This is a genomic window from Nitrospirota bacterium (genome assembly GCA_040752355.1).
Lineage (GTDB): Bacteria > Nitrospirota > Thermodesulfovibrionia > Thermodesulfovibrionales > Dissulfurispiraceae > JBFMCP01.
In genome coordinates this window covers 70553-87002 of sequence record JBFMHE010000014.1, presented here as the reverse complement: position 1 = coordinate 87002, position 16450 = coordinate 70553, and the positions used below count along the sequence as shown (strand labels likewise).

Here is a 16450-nt window from a genome sequence, read left to right as displayed (position 1 = left end):
AATACCAACGAATACCGGCAGAACTGCTGGTCTGGTGCGGGAACGGCTCTTATTCAAAGATACCATATCCGGCATCTCTTATAAAGGCCCTGACGGAAAAGCTCCTTGCCGTTATTGGATATTCCGGTCCTGCAGCCCTGGAGGAGCGGCAGGATGCTCACTTATCCCGGCCAATCTGGTAATATAGATGCGTTCCGTGCACCATTCATGACTCTTGGAAGGAGGAGCGCTCGTCATTCCACCGGAGCGCACTGTCTATGACACCATCGCTGCAGAAAGTATTCGTGTTCGATACCAGTGTCCTGGTCCATGACCCCCTCGCTCTCAACGAGTTCGGCGATAACCACCGCATCATCCCGATCGCCGTTATCGAGGAACTGGACAAGCTGAAGAAAGAGAACTACACCGCCCGCGAAGCCTTGCGTCAAATCGACCACTTCTGCGACAAGGGAGATATCCACAAGGGGGTGCCGCTTCCGGACGGCGGCACCGTACGGATCGACGTCACCTTCAAGGACGCTCCTGCCAACAAGCTCACCGCCGACGACCGGATCGTCGAGACCGCCCTGAGGATCAGGAAAGAGCATAACGGGAGCGTCCCGGTCATCGTCGTCTCGAAAGATACGTCGGTGCGCATCAAGGCCGAGGCGCAGGGCGTGCACGCCCAGGACTACAAGAGCGACAAGACGACGCTCTTTCAAAACTACGGAAAGATCATCGGCGAAGACGGCGATTACCAGAACGGCATCGCCTCCGTACGCTACCGCCTCGAGGGAGACAGGCTCTATCGTCTTTACGGGAAAGACGCGGTCATGCCGATCGGGAGACGGGAGCGGCTCTACGGGCTCTCCTTCAAGAATGTCGAACAGGAGTGCGCAGCGGATGCGCTCATCTCGGACGACATCTCGATGGTCGCGCTCACCGGCACTGCGGGAGCGGGCAAGACGCTCCTCGCCCTGGCCGCGGGGCTGCACCTCTACGAGAAAAAGAAGATCGAACAGGTGATCGTGGCCCGTCCGGTCATCCCGATGGGAAAGGACCTGGGATACCTGCCCGGCGATATCGAGGCGAAGCTCAACCCCTGGATGCAGCCCATCTTCGATAACCTGGAGGTGCTCGTCTATACGCCGCGGGAGGAGAAGGACAGCAAAAGGGTCAGATACAACAGTGCGAAATACCTCATCGAGTCGGGCGTCGTCCATATCGAGCCGTTGACGTACATCAGGGGAAGGAGCCTGCCCCGTCGGTTCATGATCATCGACGAGGCGCAGAACCTGCGTCCTATCGACACCCTCACGATCGCCACGAGGGCAGGAGAAGGGACGAAGATCATATTTACCGGCGACCTCACCCAGATCGATTCGCCCTACCTCGACGCCGAGAGCAACGGGCTCGCCTTCCTGATCGGCAGGTACATCAACGAGCCCGACTTCTGCTACCTCCACCTCTCGAAGAGCGCCCGGTCGCGGCTCGCCGAGCGCGCGGCGGAGCTGCTCAAGATCCGTTAAGGCAAGGGCTGTCTTTGCTCGATCCTGACGGTGACCGCCCCCTTCGCCCGCCTCAGGACCGCTGCATCGCCGGCGATCCGGCCGACGAGGTTCACCTCGCTCGCCGGTACCGGATCATCTCCTTTGCTCAGCGGCGTGGGGCCGAAGAAGAGCGCCAGGGCGTTCCCCGGGGGCCAGTAGCCGATGTCCCCTGCCTTCACCCGGAGGGTTGCGGTCTCGTCCAGCGGGGCGGCGAGGGGGACCGCGAAGTAGAACTCATCGCCCCACTCCTCCGGTCTGGCCTCGAGCGGGAGCGCCTCGGCCACCGCCTTTGCGCAGGCGGTATCGAAAAGCTCCGCCTCCACGACCACCGGCCCCATGGTTATCGAGATCGGGAGGGGCATCGTTATCTTCCTTTATACCCGGGACAGGCCTCGAACCCCTTGCAGCCCGCCTCTTTCTTGAGCTTGCAGTCCTTGTTGGCGCAGAGAGAGAACGCACGTCCCTCCGGGAGACCCTTCCCCCTGACGCTTTTGCTGCCGTGCCTCTTCATCGGCGCCGTTCCCTTGCTCATGACACTATTCATATTATAGTACGGAACAAGCCGCGGGAAGCATCTTTTTCTTGCTCACGGGGGAGGGAGATGCAGAAAGGCTCCGTCATCACGCGCGCTGCGGGACGACGGAGCCTTCCGGGGGGCCTTTTTGAAACGAGCAGCTCAGCAGCGATTCTCAGCAGCCGGGCTTCGTCCCTTTGAGGTCGTTGAAGCTCTTGATAACGTTCTTGCCGCCCTCGTTGAAGTATTTGACCTTCACCTCGTCGCCCTTCTCGAGGCGGTCGCCGAGCTTCTTGAGCGCTCCTCCATGTTCGACAACAAAGGTCGTGTCCTTGCCGTCGATCGTGACGACGACCGTCTTCTTGCTTACATCGTAGTCCTTGATCTTGCCCTTGCCTTCGAGTTTCTCCGCTGCCATAAGGCCGCCCGCAAAGAGCGCCAGACAGAGCGTCACTGTCATGATGCGTGCTGCTACTCGTACCGCCTTCATCGTATCCTCCTCCTGTGTTTTACAAGGCGCCGGAGAGAGCGCTCTCTCCGAGCAAACCTAGGCTGACTCCCTTTTCAACGCATCCAGAAGTTCCACCACCGTATGCGAGAGGGCTTCCACCTCGCGATACAGCTTCTCCGCCTTGTCCTTCTTTCCTGCATTATACTCCGCAACCGCCTCGCGGGCAAGCCTGTGGATCTGCTCATGGGGAGCGTCAATGTCCCGGTAGCTCCGCAACCGCCCGCAGAGCTCCCTGCCCTCTCCCCCGTACCATTTCCCGAACCTGCAGGAGCGGTGGTCGACGAGCTGCGCCGGGTCGAGGACCACGTCGCCTTTCAAGCACGCATGTACTTTTTCGACGAACATCCGGTGGTCGGTCTGGGCGATATCGAGAACCAGCAGCTCGGTCTCCTGCGTCTTGAACCCCGCCGTGGAATCCCGCAGCGTCTCTGCAACCTTTGTCAACCCGTTTACCTTGTGCGTCATCTCCAACGCCAGGCTCTCCATTTCCTTTGCGACCGACGCCGTCTGTTCTATATTATTCGAAACCTCTTCCGAGGCGGCCGACTGCTCCTCGACCGCGGCAGCGATCTGGGTCACCTGGTCCCGCACCCGGTGGACCGTTTCCACGATATGGTTCAGTGCCTCACCGGCTTCCCGTATGTATTCGGTCGCTTTGGTCACCTCAGCCGACGCTTCAGACATGGATCTCGTCGTCTCCGCCGATTCCGATTGAACCATGCCTATTTTCTCGGTAATTTCAGCCGTAGCCCGCACCGTCCTCTCGGCGAGCTTTCTCACCTCGTCGGCAACGACGGCAAATCCCCGCCCCTGCTCCCCGGCCCGCGCCGCCTCTATTGCGGCATTCAGGGCGAGGAGATTGGTCTGGTCGGCGATGTCCTTGATAACGGTGACGATAGTGCCGATCTCGGACGTACTGCTGTTCAGCCGTTCGACCATCGTTGCGAGCTCGACGGTGGAGGTGTAGACCTTATTGACCGTCTCCACAGCGCCGTCGGCAATCTCCTTGCCCTTTACCGCCGTCGCCATTGCTTCTGAAGACGTCTCCGAGGCCGTTGAAGCGTTCCGTGCAATGTCGGTAATCGTATGGGTCATCTGCTCGGAAGCAGCGGCTATTTGAGATGCCTGGTTCGCCTGCTTTCGCGCCCCTTCGGCAGTCTTTTCCGAGGTCTGATTAACCATGCCTATGGTAGACACGACATCATGCGTAGCGGCAATAGTGCTGCCGATCATTGCATTGAACGACTGCACCATGATCCTCATGCTCTCGGCAAGGCTCCCTATCTCGTCCTTTGCCGTGTGATCCACCCTGACGTTCAGGTCACCGCGGGCGATGCGCCCCGCGGCTTCGGTAATCCTGTCTATGGGCGGCACAACCCCTCTGATAACCAGGAAGGTTAGGACGATGCCCGCCACGAGGCCTGCTGCGGCGCCTGCGATGAGGACCGCCACGACCTTCTTCTCGAGCGCCTCGGTAAGCTCGGTCTGACGCTTGATCTTCTTGTCCTGGCTCGTTGCGATGCCGAGGAGGAGGCTCTTTACGCTGTACTCGAGCTCCTCCCTCCGCTTCAGCTCCTCCTGCGAGAGACCGCCGCTCCTCTTCTTTGCCTCGGTCAACTTCTTGAAAAGGCCGTCGAACTCCCCGATCAGCCCCTCGGCCTCTTCTATCTTCCTCTTCTCCTCGGAGGTGGCTTGCTTCTTTATCTCGCCCAGGTTATCGATGGTCACCTCTATCTCATTGGCGAAATTCTCTGCCAGCTCTTCATTTTCGGCGCCCGAAATAGAGGAGGCGATAAAGTACCCCACGGCATTCGAAAAGTGCTCCTTCGCGCTCATAGCGTACTGCTTGCTGACCACCGGCTCTTTCAGGATCACCGCATAGGAGCTGGTCGTCTTCCGCAGGGCGTAGATACCGAGCAGGGAGACCGTCAGGATAATAAAGAGGAACAGTCCGGACACTGCGTAAAGCTTCCTTGCAATCGTCAGATGCATCTTCCACACCTCGTCGTCGTCATCACTGCGGAACAGCCCTCCCCACAGCTCCCCCACTCGATTCACGCGGCACAACAGGGCACGGGGCCAGGCTACTTGCCTCCCCGCTCCTGCCTGGTATACGCGCTGATAATCTTCCTTATCTCTTCCGCCTCTTTCGGCACCGTCCTCGCCCTGCTCCCCCGGGCATACTCCCCTTCGTACACATCCCAGTTGCCGTGCTGGTTCGCCACATACTTTCTCCCCTCATGCTCATAGCAGGTGACGAGCATGCCGTTATAGAACGATTTGACCAGAGACTTCGTAACCATCGCACCTCCGCTGCGTGACGAGAATTGACCGATCCTTTTTTACTGCGTTACGGCTCTATGATCTTGTTTGCGAATTCGAACAGCCGGGTACGAAATCAACGCGACGGCCCGGCACGCTCCGCCCCTCGGCTGCGCGGGCGGCCAGCACGAGCACAGAAAAGGGGGGAGCTGCAGCTCCCCCCCTTTTCTGAAGCGACTACACATTGACCGAGGGATGTTACCTGCTCTCGCACCATTCCCGTGCGTTCTGGAACAGCTTCAGCCACGGAGAGGCCTTGAGCTGCCGCCTCATCGCTTCCGGCATCCACGCCCATTGCCAGGTGAGGAACGCCCTCTCCGGGTGGGGCATCAGGGCGAGATGCCTGCCGTCGGGGCTGCAGAGCGCCGCAATCCCCATCGGCGAGCCGCCGGGGCTGAAGGGATAGGCCTCGGTGATCTCTCCGCCATCGTCTGCATATCTTATCGGCGCGAGCTCTTTTTTCATTACTTCCTGGAGGATCGATGCGTCGGGGAAGTGTGCCCGTCCCTCCCCGTGGGCCACCCAGATGCCGAGCACCGAATCTTCCATGCCCCTGAGCATGACCGCCGGGCTCTTCAGTATCTTCACGGTCGAGAAGCGGGATTCGAACCTCCCGGACCGGTTGTGGATAAAGCGCGGCTGCCGCTCGTCCGGGATGCCCTGCCAGGGCACCCACCCCAGGAGCGCTGCCAGCTGGCAGCCGTTGCAGACGCCGAGGCTGAACGTATCGGGGCGGTGATAGAACTGCCGGAACTCCTCGAAAAGCCGCTTGTTGAAGCGTATGGTTCCCGCCCACCCCTTGGCCGAATCGAGGACATCGGCGTAGCTGAACCCCCCGACAAAGGCGACGCCCTTGAAACGGGAGAGGGCGATGCGCTCGTCGAGGAGGTCGGTCATGGTAATGTCCCAGGGCTCGAATCCCGCGGCATAGAAGGCAGAGGACATCTCGCGGTCGCCGTTGCTCCCTTCCTCCCGGACGATCGCCACCGCGGGTTTCGCCTCCCGCTTCACGAGCACTTCGGGCGTCGCTTCGGGCGTGAAGCCAACCCTGTACGAGGGTCCCGGCCGATCATAAGCCAGCGCCCTTTCTTCAGCGACACAGGCGGGATTGGCCTGGAGCAGGTCGAGCCGGTGGCTCGTCTCCTCCCAGACCTCCCTCAAGGCCCGCATGTCTGCCTCGACCACCACCTCCCCATCGACACGCACCCTGATATCTTTTTCGGGAAGACTGGCGCCGATGATCTGGTACGGCACATCGTGGGCACTGAATACCCTGGCAACCTCCCGCTCGTCTTCAGGCAGATATTCGATCACCAGCCCCAGCTCCTCGGCGAAGAGGACGGGAAGGGGGTCCTGGCCGGTGCGGCTCCTCAGACTGATATCGATACCGCAGTTGCCGGCGAAGGCCATCTCGAGCAGCGTCGTGATCAGCCCGCCGTCACTCCGGTCATGACCGGCGAGGACCCTGCCGGCGCCGATAAGCTCCTGCACCGCATTGAAGGCATCCTTGAGCAGCTGCGTATTGTCCACATCAGGGGCCTCCGCCCCCACCTGCTTGTAGCACTGGGCGAGCGCCGAGCCGCCGAGCCGGTTTTTGCCGTAGCCGAGATCGACGGCGATGAGCCTGCTCCTCCCCGGCATCTTCAGGTCGGGCGTCACCACCTTGGTGACATCGGGGCAGGTGGCATAGGCGGAGATGACGAGGCTGCCCGGAGATTTGACGACCTCCACCTCTCCCGATGCATGCGTCACCCGGGCCGCCATCGAGAGGCTGTCTTTTCCGCCGTCCACGGCAATGCCGAGCTCGAGCATGATATCGCGCATCGCGATCGCCGCATCGTACAGCCGCGCGCCTTCGCCGGGAAGCTTGGGAGCCCACATCCAGTTGGCAGAGCATTTGATGTCGCGCAGGCCGCTGATCCGCGCCCAGACGATATTGGTCAGGGCTTCTCCCACGCTCATCCGCGCCATTGCCGACGGATTGATAAGTCCCTTGATCGGCTGCTCGCCGATCGAGATGGCAGCGCCCGTGAACTTCCCCTGGTCATCGGGGAAGTGGCTCTGCGCGATGACCGCCACATCCGCTACCGTGAGCTGGAGGGGCCCGGCGCACTGCTGCCGCGCCACCAGGCCGGTGACGGAGCGGTCTGCTTTATTGGTGAGGAACCGCTTGGACCCCACGGAGAGGAGCCTGAGCACCCTGTCGAGGGCATCCATAACCGTTATGCCTTCAGGCAGGCTCAGCTCCTGGGTATGCAGGGCGACCCGCTCCATCCTGAAGGTCTTCTGCGGCATGTCGCCGAGGACTTTATCGAGGCTCAGGTTCTCGGCGACGGTATTATCCGCGCTGTCGTACACGACAATATACCCGTCGCCCGTAATCTCCCCGATGAAGGCGACCGGCACCTTCTCCCTCGTGCAGAGCATCCCGAACATCCCGGCATGGTCGGCACGGACGAGCAGCGCGTCCTGCTCCTGGTACTCGGCGCCCCATATCTCGAGGACCGAGAGCGTGTTGTCGCCGACGATGATTTTTCTTATATCGATCTTCGCCCCGGCGGGGTGAACGATCTCTTTCACGACATTGCAGTTGCCGCCGGCGCCCTGGTCGTGGATGCTGACGACGGGGTTCTCGTCGCCCAGCTCGACGCAGGCCCGGATGACGCGGTTCACCTTCTGCTCCATCTCCGCGTCGCCGCGCTGCACGGCGTTGAAGTCGAGCGCCTCGACATTCTCTCCCTGGATCATGCTCGAGGCTGCGCCGCCGCCCATGCCGATGCGATAGGCAGGGCCGCCGATCTTCACGACGAGCATCCCTTTCCGCGGCTCCTCTTTTTCGGTATGCCGGCTGTCGATCTGCCCCACGCCGCCGGTGAACATGATCGGCTTCAGCCACTCCCGCCGCTCGCCGTCCGGCAGCCGCAGGCCGAACGAGCGGGTAAAGCCCTGGATAACGGGCTCGCCGAACTTGTTGCCGTAATCGGACGCGCCGTTGCTCGCCTCGATCTCGATCTGGAGCGGCGAGGCGAGGTTGCCGGGATACGTGAAGGAGCCGTGCTCCCAGGGGAGCGGATAGCCGGGTATCTGGAGATTGCCGACACAATAGGCCGCGGTACCGGCCACCACGAGACTCCCCTTCCCGGTGGCATGGACATCACGTATCCTGCCGCCCGTGCCGGTCTCGGCGCCGGGGAACGGCGCCACTCCCGAAGGAAAGTTGTGCGTCTCCGCCGTAAAGATGATATGGCAGGTGACCTCGCTCTTCCTGAAGGGCGACGGTCCGCCGGGCCGCCCGGGAAGGATCGTGCGGATCGTGTAGCCGCTGATGGCGCTCGAGTTGTCCTTGAACGCGATGACGCTGTTGTGCGGGTTCCGCTTATACGGCTCCTTCACGATCTGCATGAGCGTATCGGGAATCTCTCTGCCGTCGATGACGAGGCGCCCCCTGAAAAACCAGTGGCGCGAATGCTCGCTGTTCGACTGGCTCAGATCGAAGCACTCCACATTGGTCGGGTTGCGCCTGAGGTCTTTGGCGAACAAGGTGTAGTAATAGTCGATATCCCATTCATCGAGGCCCAGGCCCATTTCGTCGTTGATCTTCAGGAGCGCCGCCTTCCCCTCCTCGAGGACCGGGACGATCCTCACCGGCTCCGGCTGTACACCTGTCTCGAAGGTCGTGAGCGGCGCGGGATAGCGCGTCTCGGTCATACGGTCGTGGATCAGCGGCAGGAACTCCGAAGCCGGCTGCTGATCGCCCAGCAGTTTATATCGCCGCGAGCGCTCCATGCGGGTGACCTTCGTGAGCCCGCAGGCATGGCAGACCGAGACGGCATTCGTCGACCACGCGGTAGTGAAGCTCATGCGGGGGCCGACTTCGATAACGTCGTGATGCGCACCGCGTGACGCATCACGCGTCAAAAAACTACGGGGAGAAAAGCCCTCGGGCTCGAAGGTCTCGGCGAGAAGCCACTGCAGCGTGCCGAGCTCATCATCCGTAAGCGGCGCTGAAGCCTCTATATTGAAGCAGAATTCGGTCTCTATATCGCGGATGCGGGCATCGATCCTCTCCCTCGCTGCCTTCAGGAGGACATCCTTTTTATAGAGCGAAAGCGCAGGGGTGCGATAGAGATGCAAAAGGTTGTGGTGCGGCATTATTCTCTCCTTTGTTGCGTGGTCAGCCCTGTCATTGTACCATACTCCGCCCTGCGCGATATTCATTTAGGAAGAAAGTACAGAGAGATAGGCGGAACAGCACGGCGAACGACCGGACAACTCCTTATTATACCTCGGAGAGGACAATGCCTGCTGACGGTACGACAGCGGGGGGAGCCGGCTCCCCACCGCTGTCGGGCAGGGGGCCGGCTTTGCTCACGGCTAACGCCTTCTTCCTGCCCCGGCCCAGGCAGGCACGCCCTTGTCGTCGCGGAGCGTGACGGTCTTGTCGCCCTTCGTCACTTCAGCGGCAATAACGGCCGGCTTTTCCGCCACGGTCACCCGCGATCCCTTGACCGTGATCGTATCGCCCTTGTCGAACTTCACGTCGAGCTTGTCGATATACCAGGCCGGACCGAGATGGACCGGGATGCTCTCTTTATCGGTCTTCACCAGGAGATGAATCCCGTAGGACATGCCGCGCATCGGCATTATCTTCTCGACAGCCTCGACCGTCCCGGTGAGCGTCTCGACCGTGGCCGGGTTATACATCCTCTGGTACTTCGTCCCCATGCCCCATCCTCCCATACCCCTGCCCTTCATGGGCTGCGCAAAGGCGAGGGAGGTCGCACTGATCAGGAATACGGCAATGAGCAGACCGACGATTCTCTTCATACGCATCATGCCTCCTTCATCACTGCTGTAGTGTAATGCTCATACGTACGCCTACGACCGGGGGCTACCTTCCCCCTCTGCCGTTACCCATCCTGCGGGGGCCCGCGCCGCCGCTCTCGATGCCGCGCTTGATCCGGTCCTCCTGGAATCCCTCCCTCTTCCGTTCGCGTTCTCTGCTCTCTTCAGCTCCTTCGGGCCTCTCGAGGTATCTCCTCTTCTCTTCCTGGGTCATGGTGCGGACCCTCTGCTGCCACTCGTTCTGGAAGGCCTGGCGCTCCTCGATCGGGGCGTCCTGCATCCCGCCCCTCATGCGAGAGAGCTCCTCGGTGGTCATCATGCTGTAATCGGCGGCAAACACCGGCGACAGCAGAAGCATCGAGCCGAGGAGCCCCCCTGCAACGCTCGTTCTCATCTTCATCGGTATCCTCCTCCTTTTTCGGCTTCTAGATAAATAATAGCTCATCCGGAGCGACACTGCATAAATTGCAATGTCCATACCAGGAGCGACCGTTCATGCTTTTCAAACACTTACACCCTGCTATTCCATGATTTAGAATACCTGGTAATTGCAATTTGCGCAATCTTTGCATGCCGTTGCGCACAAATTGCATCTCTTTGCCGCCTCTGCCGCTGCACGCGCCCAGCGCCGCCGCATATGTTACAATATCCTTTTGGAACAGCCAGTAGTGTATGAGGTGTTTCGTGAATATCCGATCGACATCCGATGAAATCATAGAAGCGAACGAAGGAGAGGACCTCTACAAGGCGCTCAAAAGGGCAGGCATCTACCTCGTCGCCTCCTGCGGCGGCAAAGGCACCTGCGGCAAGTGCAAGGTCAGGATCGTTGAGGGGGCGCATGAGATACTTTCCCATGGGAAATTGACAGCGCAGGAACGGGGAGCAGGCCTGGTCCTCGCCTGCCAGACCGTCCCCCGGGGGGAGCTGCTCATAGAAATACCGAAGGAGTCACGGCTGGTCGTCGGCGACAAGATCGCGATTGCAAAGACGAAAAACCTCGTCGATTACCTGAAGTCCTTCGGCGTCGCCATCAACCCCCCTATAAAGAGGGTCTCTCTCGAGCTGCCGCCGCCGACGATCAACGACAACATCAGCGATCTCGAGCGGCTGAAGCGGGCTCTCGACGCCAAGGGGCTGGGGGCGGTCCGCTTCTCCCATGTCTTCGTCTCGACCATGGGCAAGATCCTGCGCGAGGCGGACTGGAAGGTGGTCCTCACCTATGTCCCGGGCAACGATGTCCCCGGAGAGGCGATATTCCTTACGCCGCCCCATCTCTGCAGCAGGCGCTTCGGCCTCGCCGTCGATATCGGGACGACGACGGTGGTGGTCTACCTCATCGACCTCTCGACAGGAGAGATCGTCGACGTCGGGTCGACCTATAACTCCCAGATGCGCTACGGCGACGATGTCATCACCCGCATCGTCCATGCCACCGAAGGCGCGGGCCTTCACGAGCTGAGGAACGCGGTGGTGACCGATATCAACACCATCGTCATCTCGCTGATGGAGCGCCATTCCGTGCAATCCTGCGAGATCGACTCCGCCACCATCGCCGGCAACACGACCATGTCCCATCTCTTCTGGGGCATGGACCCGGGATCGATCAGGGAGGAGCCCTATATCCCGGCGCTCAATCAGTTCCCGCTCTGGAAGGCCGGCACCGCGAAGCTCTCCATCAATCCGCAGGCCCCGATCTACACCGTCCCCTGCGTAGCGAGCTATGTGGGCGGCGATATCGTCGCTGGAGTGCTCGCCTCGAAGATGCACCGGAACGCCGAGATCGCCCTCTTCATGGACATCGGCACCAACGGCGAGATCGCGGTGGGCAACAACGAATGGCTCATGACCGCAGCCTGCTCGGCAGGCCCCGCGTTCGAGGGGAGCGGCATCCGTAATGGAATGCGCGCGACCTCCGGCGCCATCGAAGCGGTGAAGATAAACCGCGCGACCCTCGAGCCCGAGATCGGCGTGATCGGCGGCGGCGTGCCCCTCGGCATCTGCGGGTCGGGCATGATCGACGCGGTCTCCGAGATGTTCCTGTCCGGGGTCGTCGACCTGAAGGGGAAGTTCATGAAAGGCGCCTCGGACAGGATCCGTGACGGGGAAGAGGGGCCAGAATTCGTCTTCTATCGCGGCAATGCGCACCATAAAGATGTCGTGCTCACCGAAGTGGACATCGAGAACCTGCTCAGGGCGAAGGCCGCGATCTATGCCGGCGTCACCACCCTGCTCGGCGACGCCGGGTTCACGCTCGACGCCGTCGAAAAAGTCTATATCGCAGGAGGCTTCGGCAACTACATCAATGTGGAGCGGGCGATCATCTTCGGCATGCTCCCCGACCTCCCGAAGGAGCGCTTCGTCTTCCTGGGCAATACCTCGATCACCGGCGCCTATCTCTGCCTCCTCTCCGAGGAGCTGCGGAAAGAGGCGGAGGAGATCGCCGCGAAGATGACGTATGTCGAGCTGTCGGTCTCGAGGAACTTCATGGACGAATACATGTCCGCGCTCTTCCTGCCGCATACGGACATCGGCCAGTTCCCGAGCGTCGCGGCATTGATGCAGAAGTAAACGCCATTCCTGATAAAACACTATGGGGTTCTTTTCTGACATAAGGAGGGATTACCGGGCGGTCTTCGAGCGGGACCCGGCGGCGCGGAGCGCGGCCGAGGTGGTGCTCACCTATTCGGGCCTGCACGCGATCGTCATCCATCGCCTCAGCCATGCGCTCTGGAAGCTCGGCGTGCCCTTCGTTCCCCGGTTCCTCTCCCAGGCGGCGCGGTTCCTCACCGGCATCGAGATACACCCGGCTGCCGAGATCGGTCCCGGCTTCTTCATCGACCACGGCATGGGTGTCGTCATAGGCGAGACCGCCGAGGTCGGCGAGGACTGCCTCCTCTACCAGGGGGTGACGCTGGGCGGCACCGGGAAAGATAAGGGCAAACGCCACCCGACCTTGGGGAACAGCGTGGTCGTCGGCACCGGAGCGAAGATCCTCGGCCCCATCCGGATCGGCAACCGCGTCAAGATCGGCGCCAACTCGGTGGTGCTCAAGCCGGTGCCCGACGACGCCATCGTGGTCGGCGTGCCGGGCAGGATCATCAAGAAAAAGATCGTGCGTATCGAGGAGCGGGGGCCGGTCGAGGCGCTCGATCATGTGCGCCTTCCCGATCCCCTCGACGAACGGTTCCAGGAGATGATGGACTACATCGAACGCCTCGAAGCGAGAATAGAGCGAATGGAGGGCAAAGGAGGGAAGATGAAGCTTTACAACACGATGTCGGGGAAAAAGGAGGACTTCGTTCCCCTGCACGACCGGAAGGTGGGAATCTACGCCTGCGGCGTCACGGTGTACGACTACTCCCACATCGGCCACGCCCGGAGCGTCATCATCTTTGATGTCATAAAGCGGTACCTCACGCACAAGGGCTTCGAGGTGAAGTTCGTGCGCAACTTCACCGACATCGACGACAAGATCATAAAGAGGTCCCATGAGGAGTGCCATTCGTGGGACGAGGTGGCCAGGAAGTATATAAAGGAATACTACGCCGACATGGACCGGCTCGGCGTGGCGCGGGCCGACGTGGAGCCGAAGGCGACCGGGCACATTCCCGAGATGATCGAGGTCATCAGGGGCCTGATCGAGAAGGGTCATGCCTACGAGTCCGACGGGAGCGTCTACTTCGCTGTCGATACCTTCCCCGAGTACGGCAAGCTCTCGAAGAAGGAGCAGAAAGACCTCCTCGCCGGCGCCCGCGTCGATGTGGAGGAGAAAAAGAGGAACCCCTCCGACTTCGCCCTCTGGAAGGCGTCGAAGCCGGGAGAGCCCTGGTGGGACAGCCCGTGGGGAAAGGGGAGGCCCGGCTGGCATATCGAGTGCACGGCCATGGCGATGAAGCACCTCGGGGAGTCGATCGATATCCACGGCGGCGGCGCTGACCTCATCTTCCCCCACCACGAGAACGAGATCGCCCAGTCCGAGGCGTACTCCGGGAAGATGTTCGCGAAGTACTGGGTGCATAACGGGTTCATCACGATCGACAAGGAGAAGATGTCGAAGTCGCTCGGCAACTTTTTCACCGTCCGCGAGATCCTCGACAAGTTCGATCCCGAGGTGGTGCGGCTCTTCATCCTCTCGAGCCACTACCGCAGCCCCATCGAGTTTTCGAACGAGCAGCTGCGGGACGCCGAATCCTCCCTCGACCGCTACTACAGCACCGCCGCGCGGATCGACGACTTTCTCGCCGGAGCGCCGCCGGTTTCGGGCAAAGCCCCGAAGAGCGCCGCAGTCTGCGAAGAGCTCGCGGCAGTGCTCGACGGGTTCAAGGACCGCTTCGAGGAAGCGATGGACGACGACTTCAATACCGCCCTCGCCCTCGGCCATGTCTTCGAGCTCGTCAGGGTGATCAACAAGTATCTCGATGCGAAGCCCGCGGGAGAGGATGCGCAGCGGCTCGTGCAGCGGGCGAAGGACGCCCTGCACATGGCGGGCGGCGTGCTGAATCTCTTCCACCGCACCGTGGCCCAGTGGAACATCGACCTGCTCGCGATCAAGAGAATTCCGCTGACGCAGGCCGAGATCGAACAGAAGATCGAGGACCGCCGCAAAGCCCGGGAAAACAAGGACTGGGCGCTCGCGGACGCGATCAGAAAAGAGCTCGAAGAAAAGGGCGTGCTCCTCGAAGACAGGAAAGACGGCACGGGCTGGAAGGTGAGGATTGTTTAAAGACTCTTTCAGGGGATACTATAATCCGATGTTTGAGGGCTGCCGGGAACAAGGAAGAGGGTCAGGTCTTGAATCTTGAATTCTATCCCTCTTGCTGTTTTCAAGATTCAAGACCTGACCCCCGGCCGCGAGTAGCAGCCTTGATCTCGTGAATCTGCAACTCTTCTAGGCATGTTCCGGTAATACAAGAGGCCTATGCCGGAATCAGAGGGTCGTGTCTGCACCTATGACTTTTAAGTCCTGAAAATGGGCTTTGTATATTCCTCTGTCCCTTGAGAGCAGTATGTCCGCATGCGCAAGCGCGTGGGCGCCGATAATGAAATCGCTGAGTACTCTTTGGCGCATCGAAATCGGAGCGCCGCAGTGCTGGCATGAGGGCCTGACCTGTTTCCCGCATCGGGAACAATGTATGGATCGTCCCCTGCTTCTGGAGTATTCCACCCAGCGTACGCCTGCCATGAAAAGTGACTTTTCGGTTGAGCAAACAAGGTTAATGCCGGTATCCGACAGGAAATGTCTAAGCTCTTTTTCTGATAAAAACTGCGCGGCGAGTTCCGCGTATACCACTTCCGAGATCACGAGGCGCCCTTTTTCCAGGTATGTCTCGAGCACCCTTTTCGACGGTACCGCGTGCTGCTCGTCAGGAATCAGGATATCGAGCAGGACGTTGGTATCAACTGCCGAGATCATTCACCCCTCAAACCCTTCACAAGGTCATCGGTCTTCTGCCCTTTCCGGTGACGGAGCTTCCCTACCCATTTATCGAAGGGAGACTTTGTTACGGCCTTTTTTATAACCACCACCCCGTCTTTTTCTTCAAATCCGACGTCCTCTCCGGGGTGCACTCCCAGCTTCTCCCGAACCCTTTTCGGTATGGTTATCTGCCCCTTGGATGTCACCTTGGCAACGATCATAAAAACCTCCAGGTAAGGAAAATTTTTCCTTACTTTTATTGTAAGGAGCCATGCCTGTCTTGTCAACCATCATTCCGGCTCCTTCGCGGTCGCCGGTAATCCACTCAGGTCGTTGTTCAAACCGAATACTCCCGCACCAGTGCTTCCGACCGGTTGTGGAGTGAGTTATTTCATCGCTCATGGTACAATTAGCTCATTCGTATACACCTTTTTTACTTCGGGAACTCGATGAGAGACAGGGACACGAAAGGCGAATGGATCTACGGCATCAATCCCGTTACCGAGTCTATCAGATCGGGGCGGAAGATCAATGCGGTGTATGTGCAGGGGCAGCTCCAGCGTCATGGACATATCGCGGGCATCGTCGATGCGGCGAAAGCGAAAGGTATCCCGGTCAAGACCGAGTCCAGGGAGTTCTTCGATGCACGCTTTCAGAAGGGGCATCAGGGAGTCGCCGCGCTCGTCGGCAGGAAAGAGACTATCGCGGTCGAAGAGCTGCTCGAAATCCCCGCGCAGAAAGGTGAGCAGCCGTTTTTTATTATTCTCGACGGCATCGAGGACCCCCGCAACTTCGGCGCCATACTGCGCGTCGCCGATGCCGCCGGCGCGCACGGCGTGGTGTTCCAGAGCCGCAGGTCCGCAGGGATTACGCCCGTGGTCTCCAAGGCATCGGCAGGCGCCCTTGAGCACATCCCGCTCGTCGAAGCGGTCAATATCAAGCATGCCATGGAAAAGATGAAGCGCGCCGACATCACCCTCATCGGCGCCGAGGCCGATGCGCCCGTTACCCTCTGGGAAGTGGATCTGACCGTTCCCCTGGCATTGGTGGTAGGGTCCGAAGGTGAGGGAGTGCGCCGCACCGTGCGGGACCTCTGCGATCTGGTCGTAAAGCTGCCCATGCGCGGGGTCGTCAATTCCCTCAATGTCTCGGTAGCCGCCGGCATCCTCTCCTACGAAGTGCTGCGTCAGAGAGCACGGGCCTGACCGATCAGCTTTCTTGATACCTCCCCGAAGCTTTTGTCTTCCGGCGCTCTTCATATTGCACCCCTCCCGATTTTGCGCTAAGCTTTGTATACGTCTTCGTCTGTCGAT

The 16450-nt window shown here is 60.3% G+C and carries 14 protein-coding genes and 1 pseudogene; 5 read left to right on the top strand and 10 right to left on the bottom strand.

Annotated features, from left to right (window positions below):
• Positions 1-257 precede the first annotated feature (257 nt).
• On the top strand, positions 258-1508 hold the full coding sequence (locus AB1805_11245) for a PhoH family protein (protein MEW5745996.1): 1251 nt from the start codon (positions 258-260) through the stop codon (positions 1506-1508).
• Here AB1805_11245 and AB1805_11240 read toward each other — a convergent pair.
• The 8 genes from AB1805_11240 to AB1805_11205 all read right to left on the bottom strand — a co-directional run bounded on the left by AB1805_11240 (position 1505) and on the right by AB1805_11205 (position 10121).
• Positions 1505-1891, bottom strand: a complete 387-nt coding sequence (locus tag AB1805_11240; protein MEW5745995.1) for a cyclophilin-like fold protein — start codon at positions 1889-1891, stop codon at positions 1505-1507. The genes AB1805_11245 and AB1805_11240 overlap by 4 nt on opposite strands.
• A gap of 2 nt (positions 1892-1893) precedes the next feature.
• The gene (locus tag AB1805_11235) at positions 1894-2061 is read right to left on the bottom strand and encodes a hypothetical protein (GenBank protein MEW5745994.1); all 168 of its coding nucleotides are present in this window, start codon (positions 2059-2061) and stop codon (positions 1894-1896) included.
• Between the two features lie 157 nt (positions 2062-2218).
• On the bottom strand, positions 2219-2533 hold the full coding sequence (locus AB1805_11230) for a hypothetical protein (GenBank protein ID MEW5745993.1): 315 nt from the start codon (positions 2531-2533) through the stop codon (positions 2219-2221).
• Positions 2534-2590: 57 nt separating this feature from the next.
• A complete protein-coding gene (locus tag AB1805_11225) occupies positions 2591-4546 on the bottom strand; it encodes a methyl-accepting chemotaxis protein (protein MEW5745992.1) in 1956 nt (651 codons plus the stop codon).
• Positions 4547-4638: 92 nt separating this feature from the next.
• A complete protein-coding gene (locus AB1805_11220) occupies positions 4639-4857 on the bottom strand; it encodes a hypothetical protein (protein ID MEW5745991.1) in 219 nt (72 codons plus the stop codon).
• Between the two features lie 217 nt (positions 4858-5074).
• Positions 5075-9028 (bottom strand): phosphoribosylformylglycinamidine synthase, encoded by a 3954-nt coding sequence (gene purL / locus AB1805_11215; protein MEW5745990.1) that lies wholly within the window; start codon positions 9026-9028, stop codon positions 5075-5077.
• Between the two features lie 222 nt (positions 9029-9250).
• Positions 9251-9703 carry a DNA-binding protein gene (locus AB1805_11210; GenBank protein ID MEW5745989.1) on the bottom strand — a complete coding sequence of 151 codons (453 nt, stop codon included), beginning with the start codon at positions 9701-9703 and terminating at the stop codon, positions 9251-9253.
• 64 nt (positions 9704-9767) lie between these two features.
• Positions 9768-10121, bottom strand: a complete 354-nt coding sequence (locus tag AB1805_11205) for a DUF1104 domain-containing protein (protein MEW5745988.1) — start codon at positions 10119-10121, stop codon at positions 9768-9770.
• 284 nt (positions 10122-10405) lie between these two features.
• Between AB1805_11205 and AB1805_11200 the strand changes: the two genes are divergently transcribed.
• From AB1805_11200 to cysS, 3 genes and pseudogenes are all read left to right on the top strand, one after another.
• Positions 10406-12289 (top strand): ASKHA domain-containing protein, encoded by a 1884-nt coding sequence (locus tag AB1805_11200; GenBank protein ID MEW5745987.1) that lies wholly within the window; start codon positions 10406-10408, stop codon positions 12287-12289.
• 22 nt (positions 12290-12311) lie between these two features.
• Positions 12312-12818: pseudogene (gene cysE, locus AB1805_11195) on the top strand (serine O-acetyltransferase).
• A gap of 159 nt (positions 12819-12977) precedes the next feature.
• On the top strand, positions 12978-14444 hold the full coding sequence (cysS, locus tag AB1805_11190) for a cysteine--tRNA ligase (GenBank protein ID MEW5745986.1): 1467 nt from the start codon (positions 12978-12980) through the stop codon (positions 14442-14444).
• 204 nt (positions 14445-14648) lie between these two features.
• Here cysS and AB1805_11185 read toward each other — a convergent pair whose 3' ends face one another.
• Both AB1805_11185 and AB1805_11180 read right to left on the bottom strand, forming a co-directional pair.
• Positions 14649-15134 (bottom strand): type II toxin-antitoxin system VapC family toxin, encoded by a 486-nt coding sequence (locus tag AB1805_11185; GenBank protein ID MEW5745985.1) that lies wholly within the window; start codon positions 15132-15134, stop codon positions 14649-14651.
• A complete protein-coding gene (locus AB1805_11180) occupies positions 15131-15358 on the bottom strand; it encodes an AbrB/MazE/SpoVT family DNA-binding domain-containing protein (GenBank protein MEW5745984.1) in 228 nt (75 codons plus the stop codon). Before AB1805_11180 ends, AB1805_11185 begins: the two co-directional genes overlap by 4 nt.
• 228 nt (positions 15359-15586) lie before the next feature.
• Here AB1805_11180 and rlmB point away from each other — a divergent pair, with 228 nt between their 5' ends.
• A complete protein-coding gene (gene rlmB / locus AB1805_11175; GenBank protein ID MEW5745983.1) occupies positions 15587-16342 on the top strand; it encodes a 23S rRNA (guanosine(2251)-2'-O)-methyltransferase RlmB in 756 nt (251 codons plus the stop codon).
• Positions 16343-16450 lie beyond the last annotated feature (108 nt).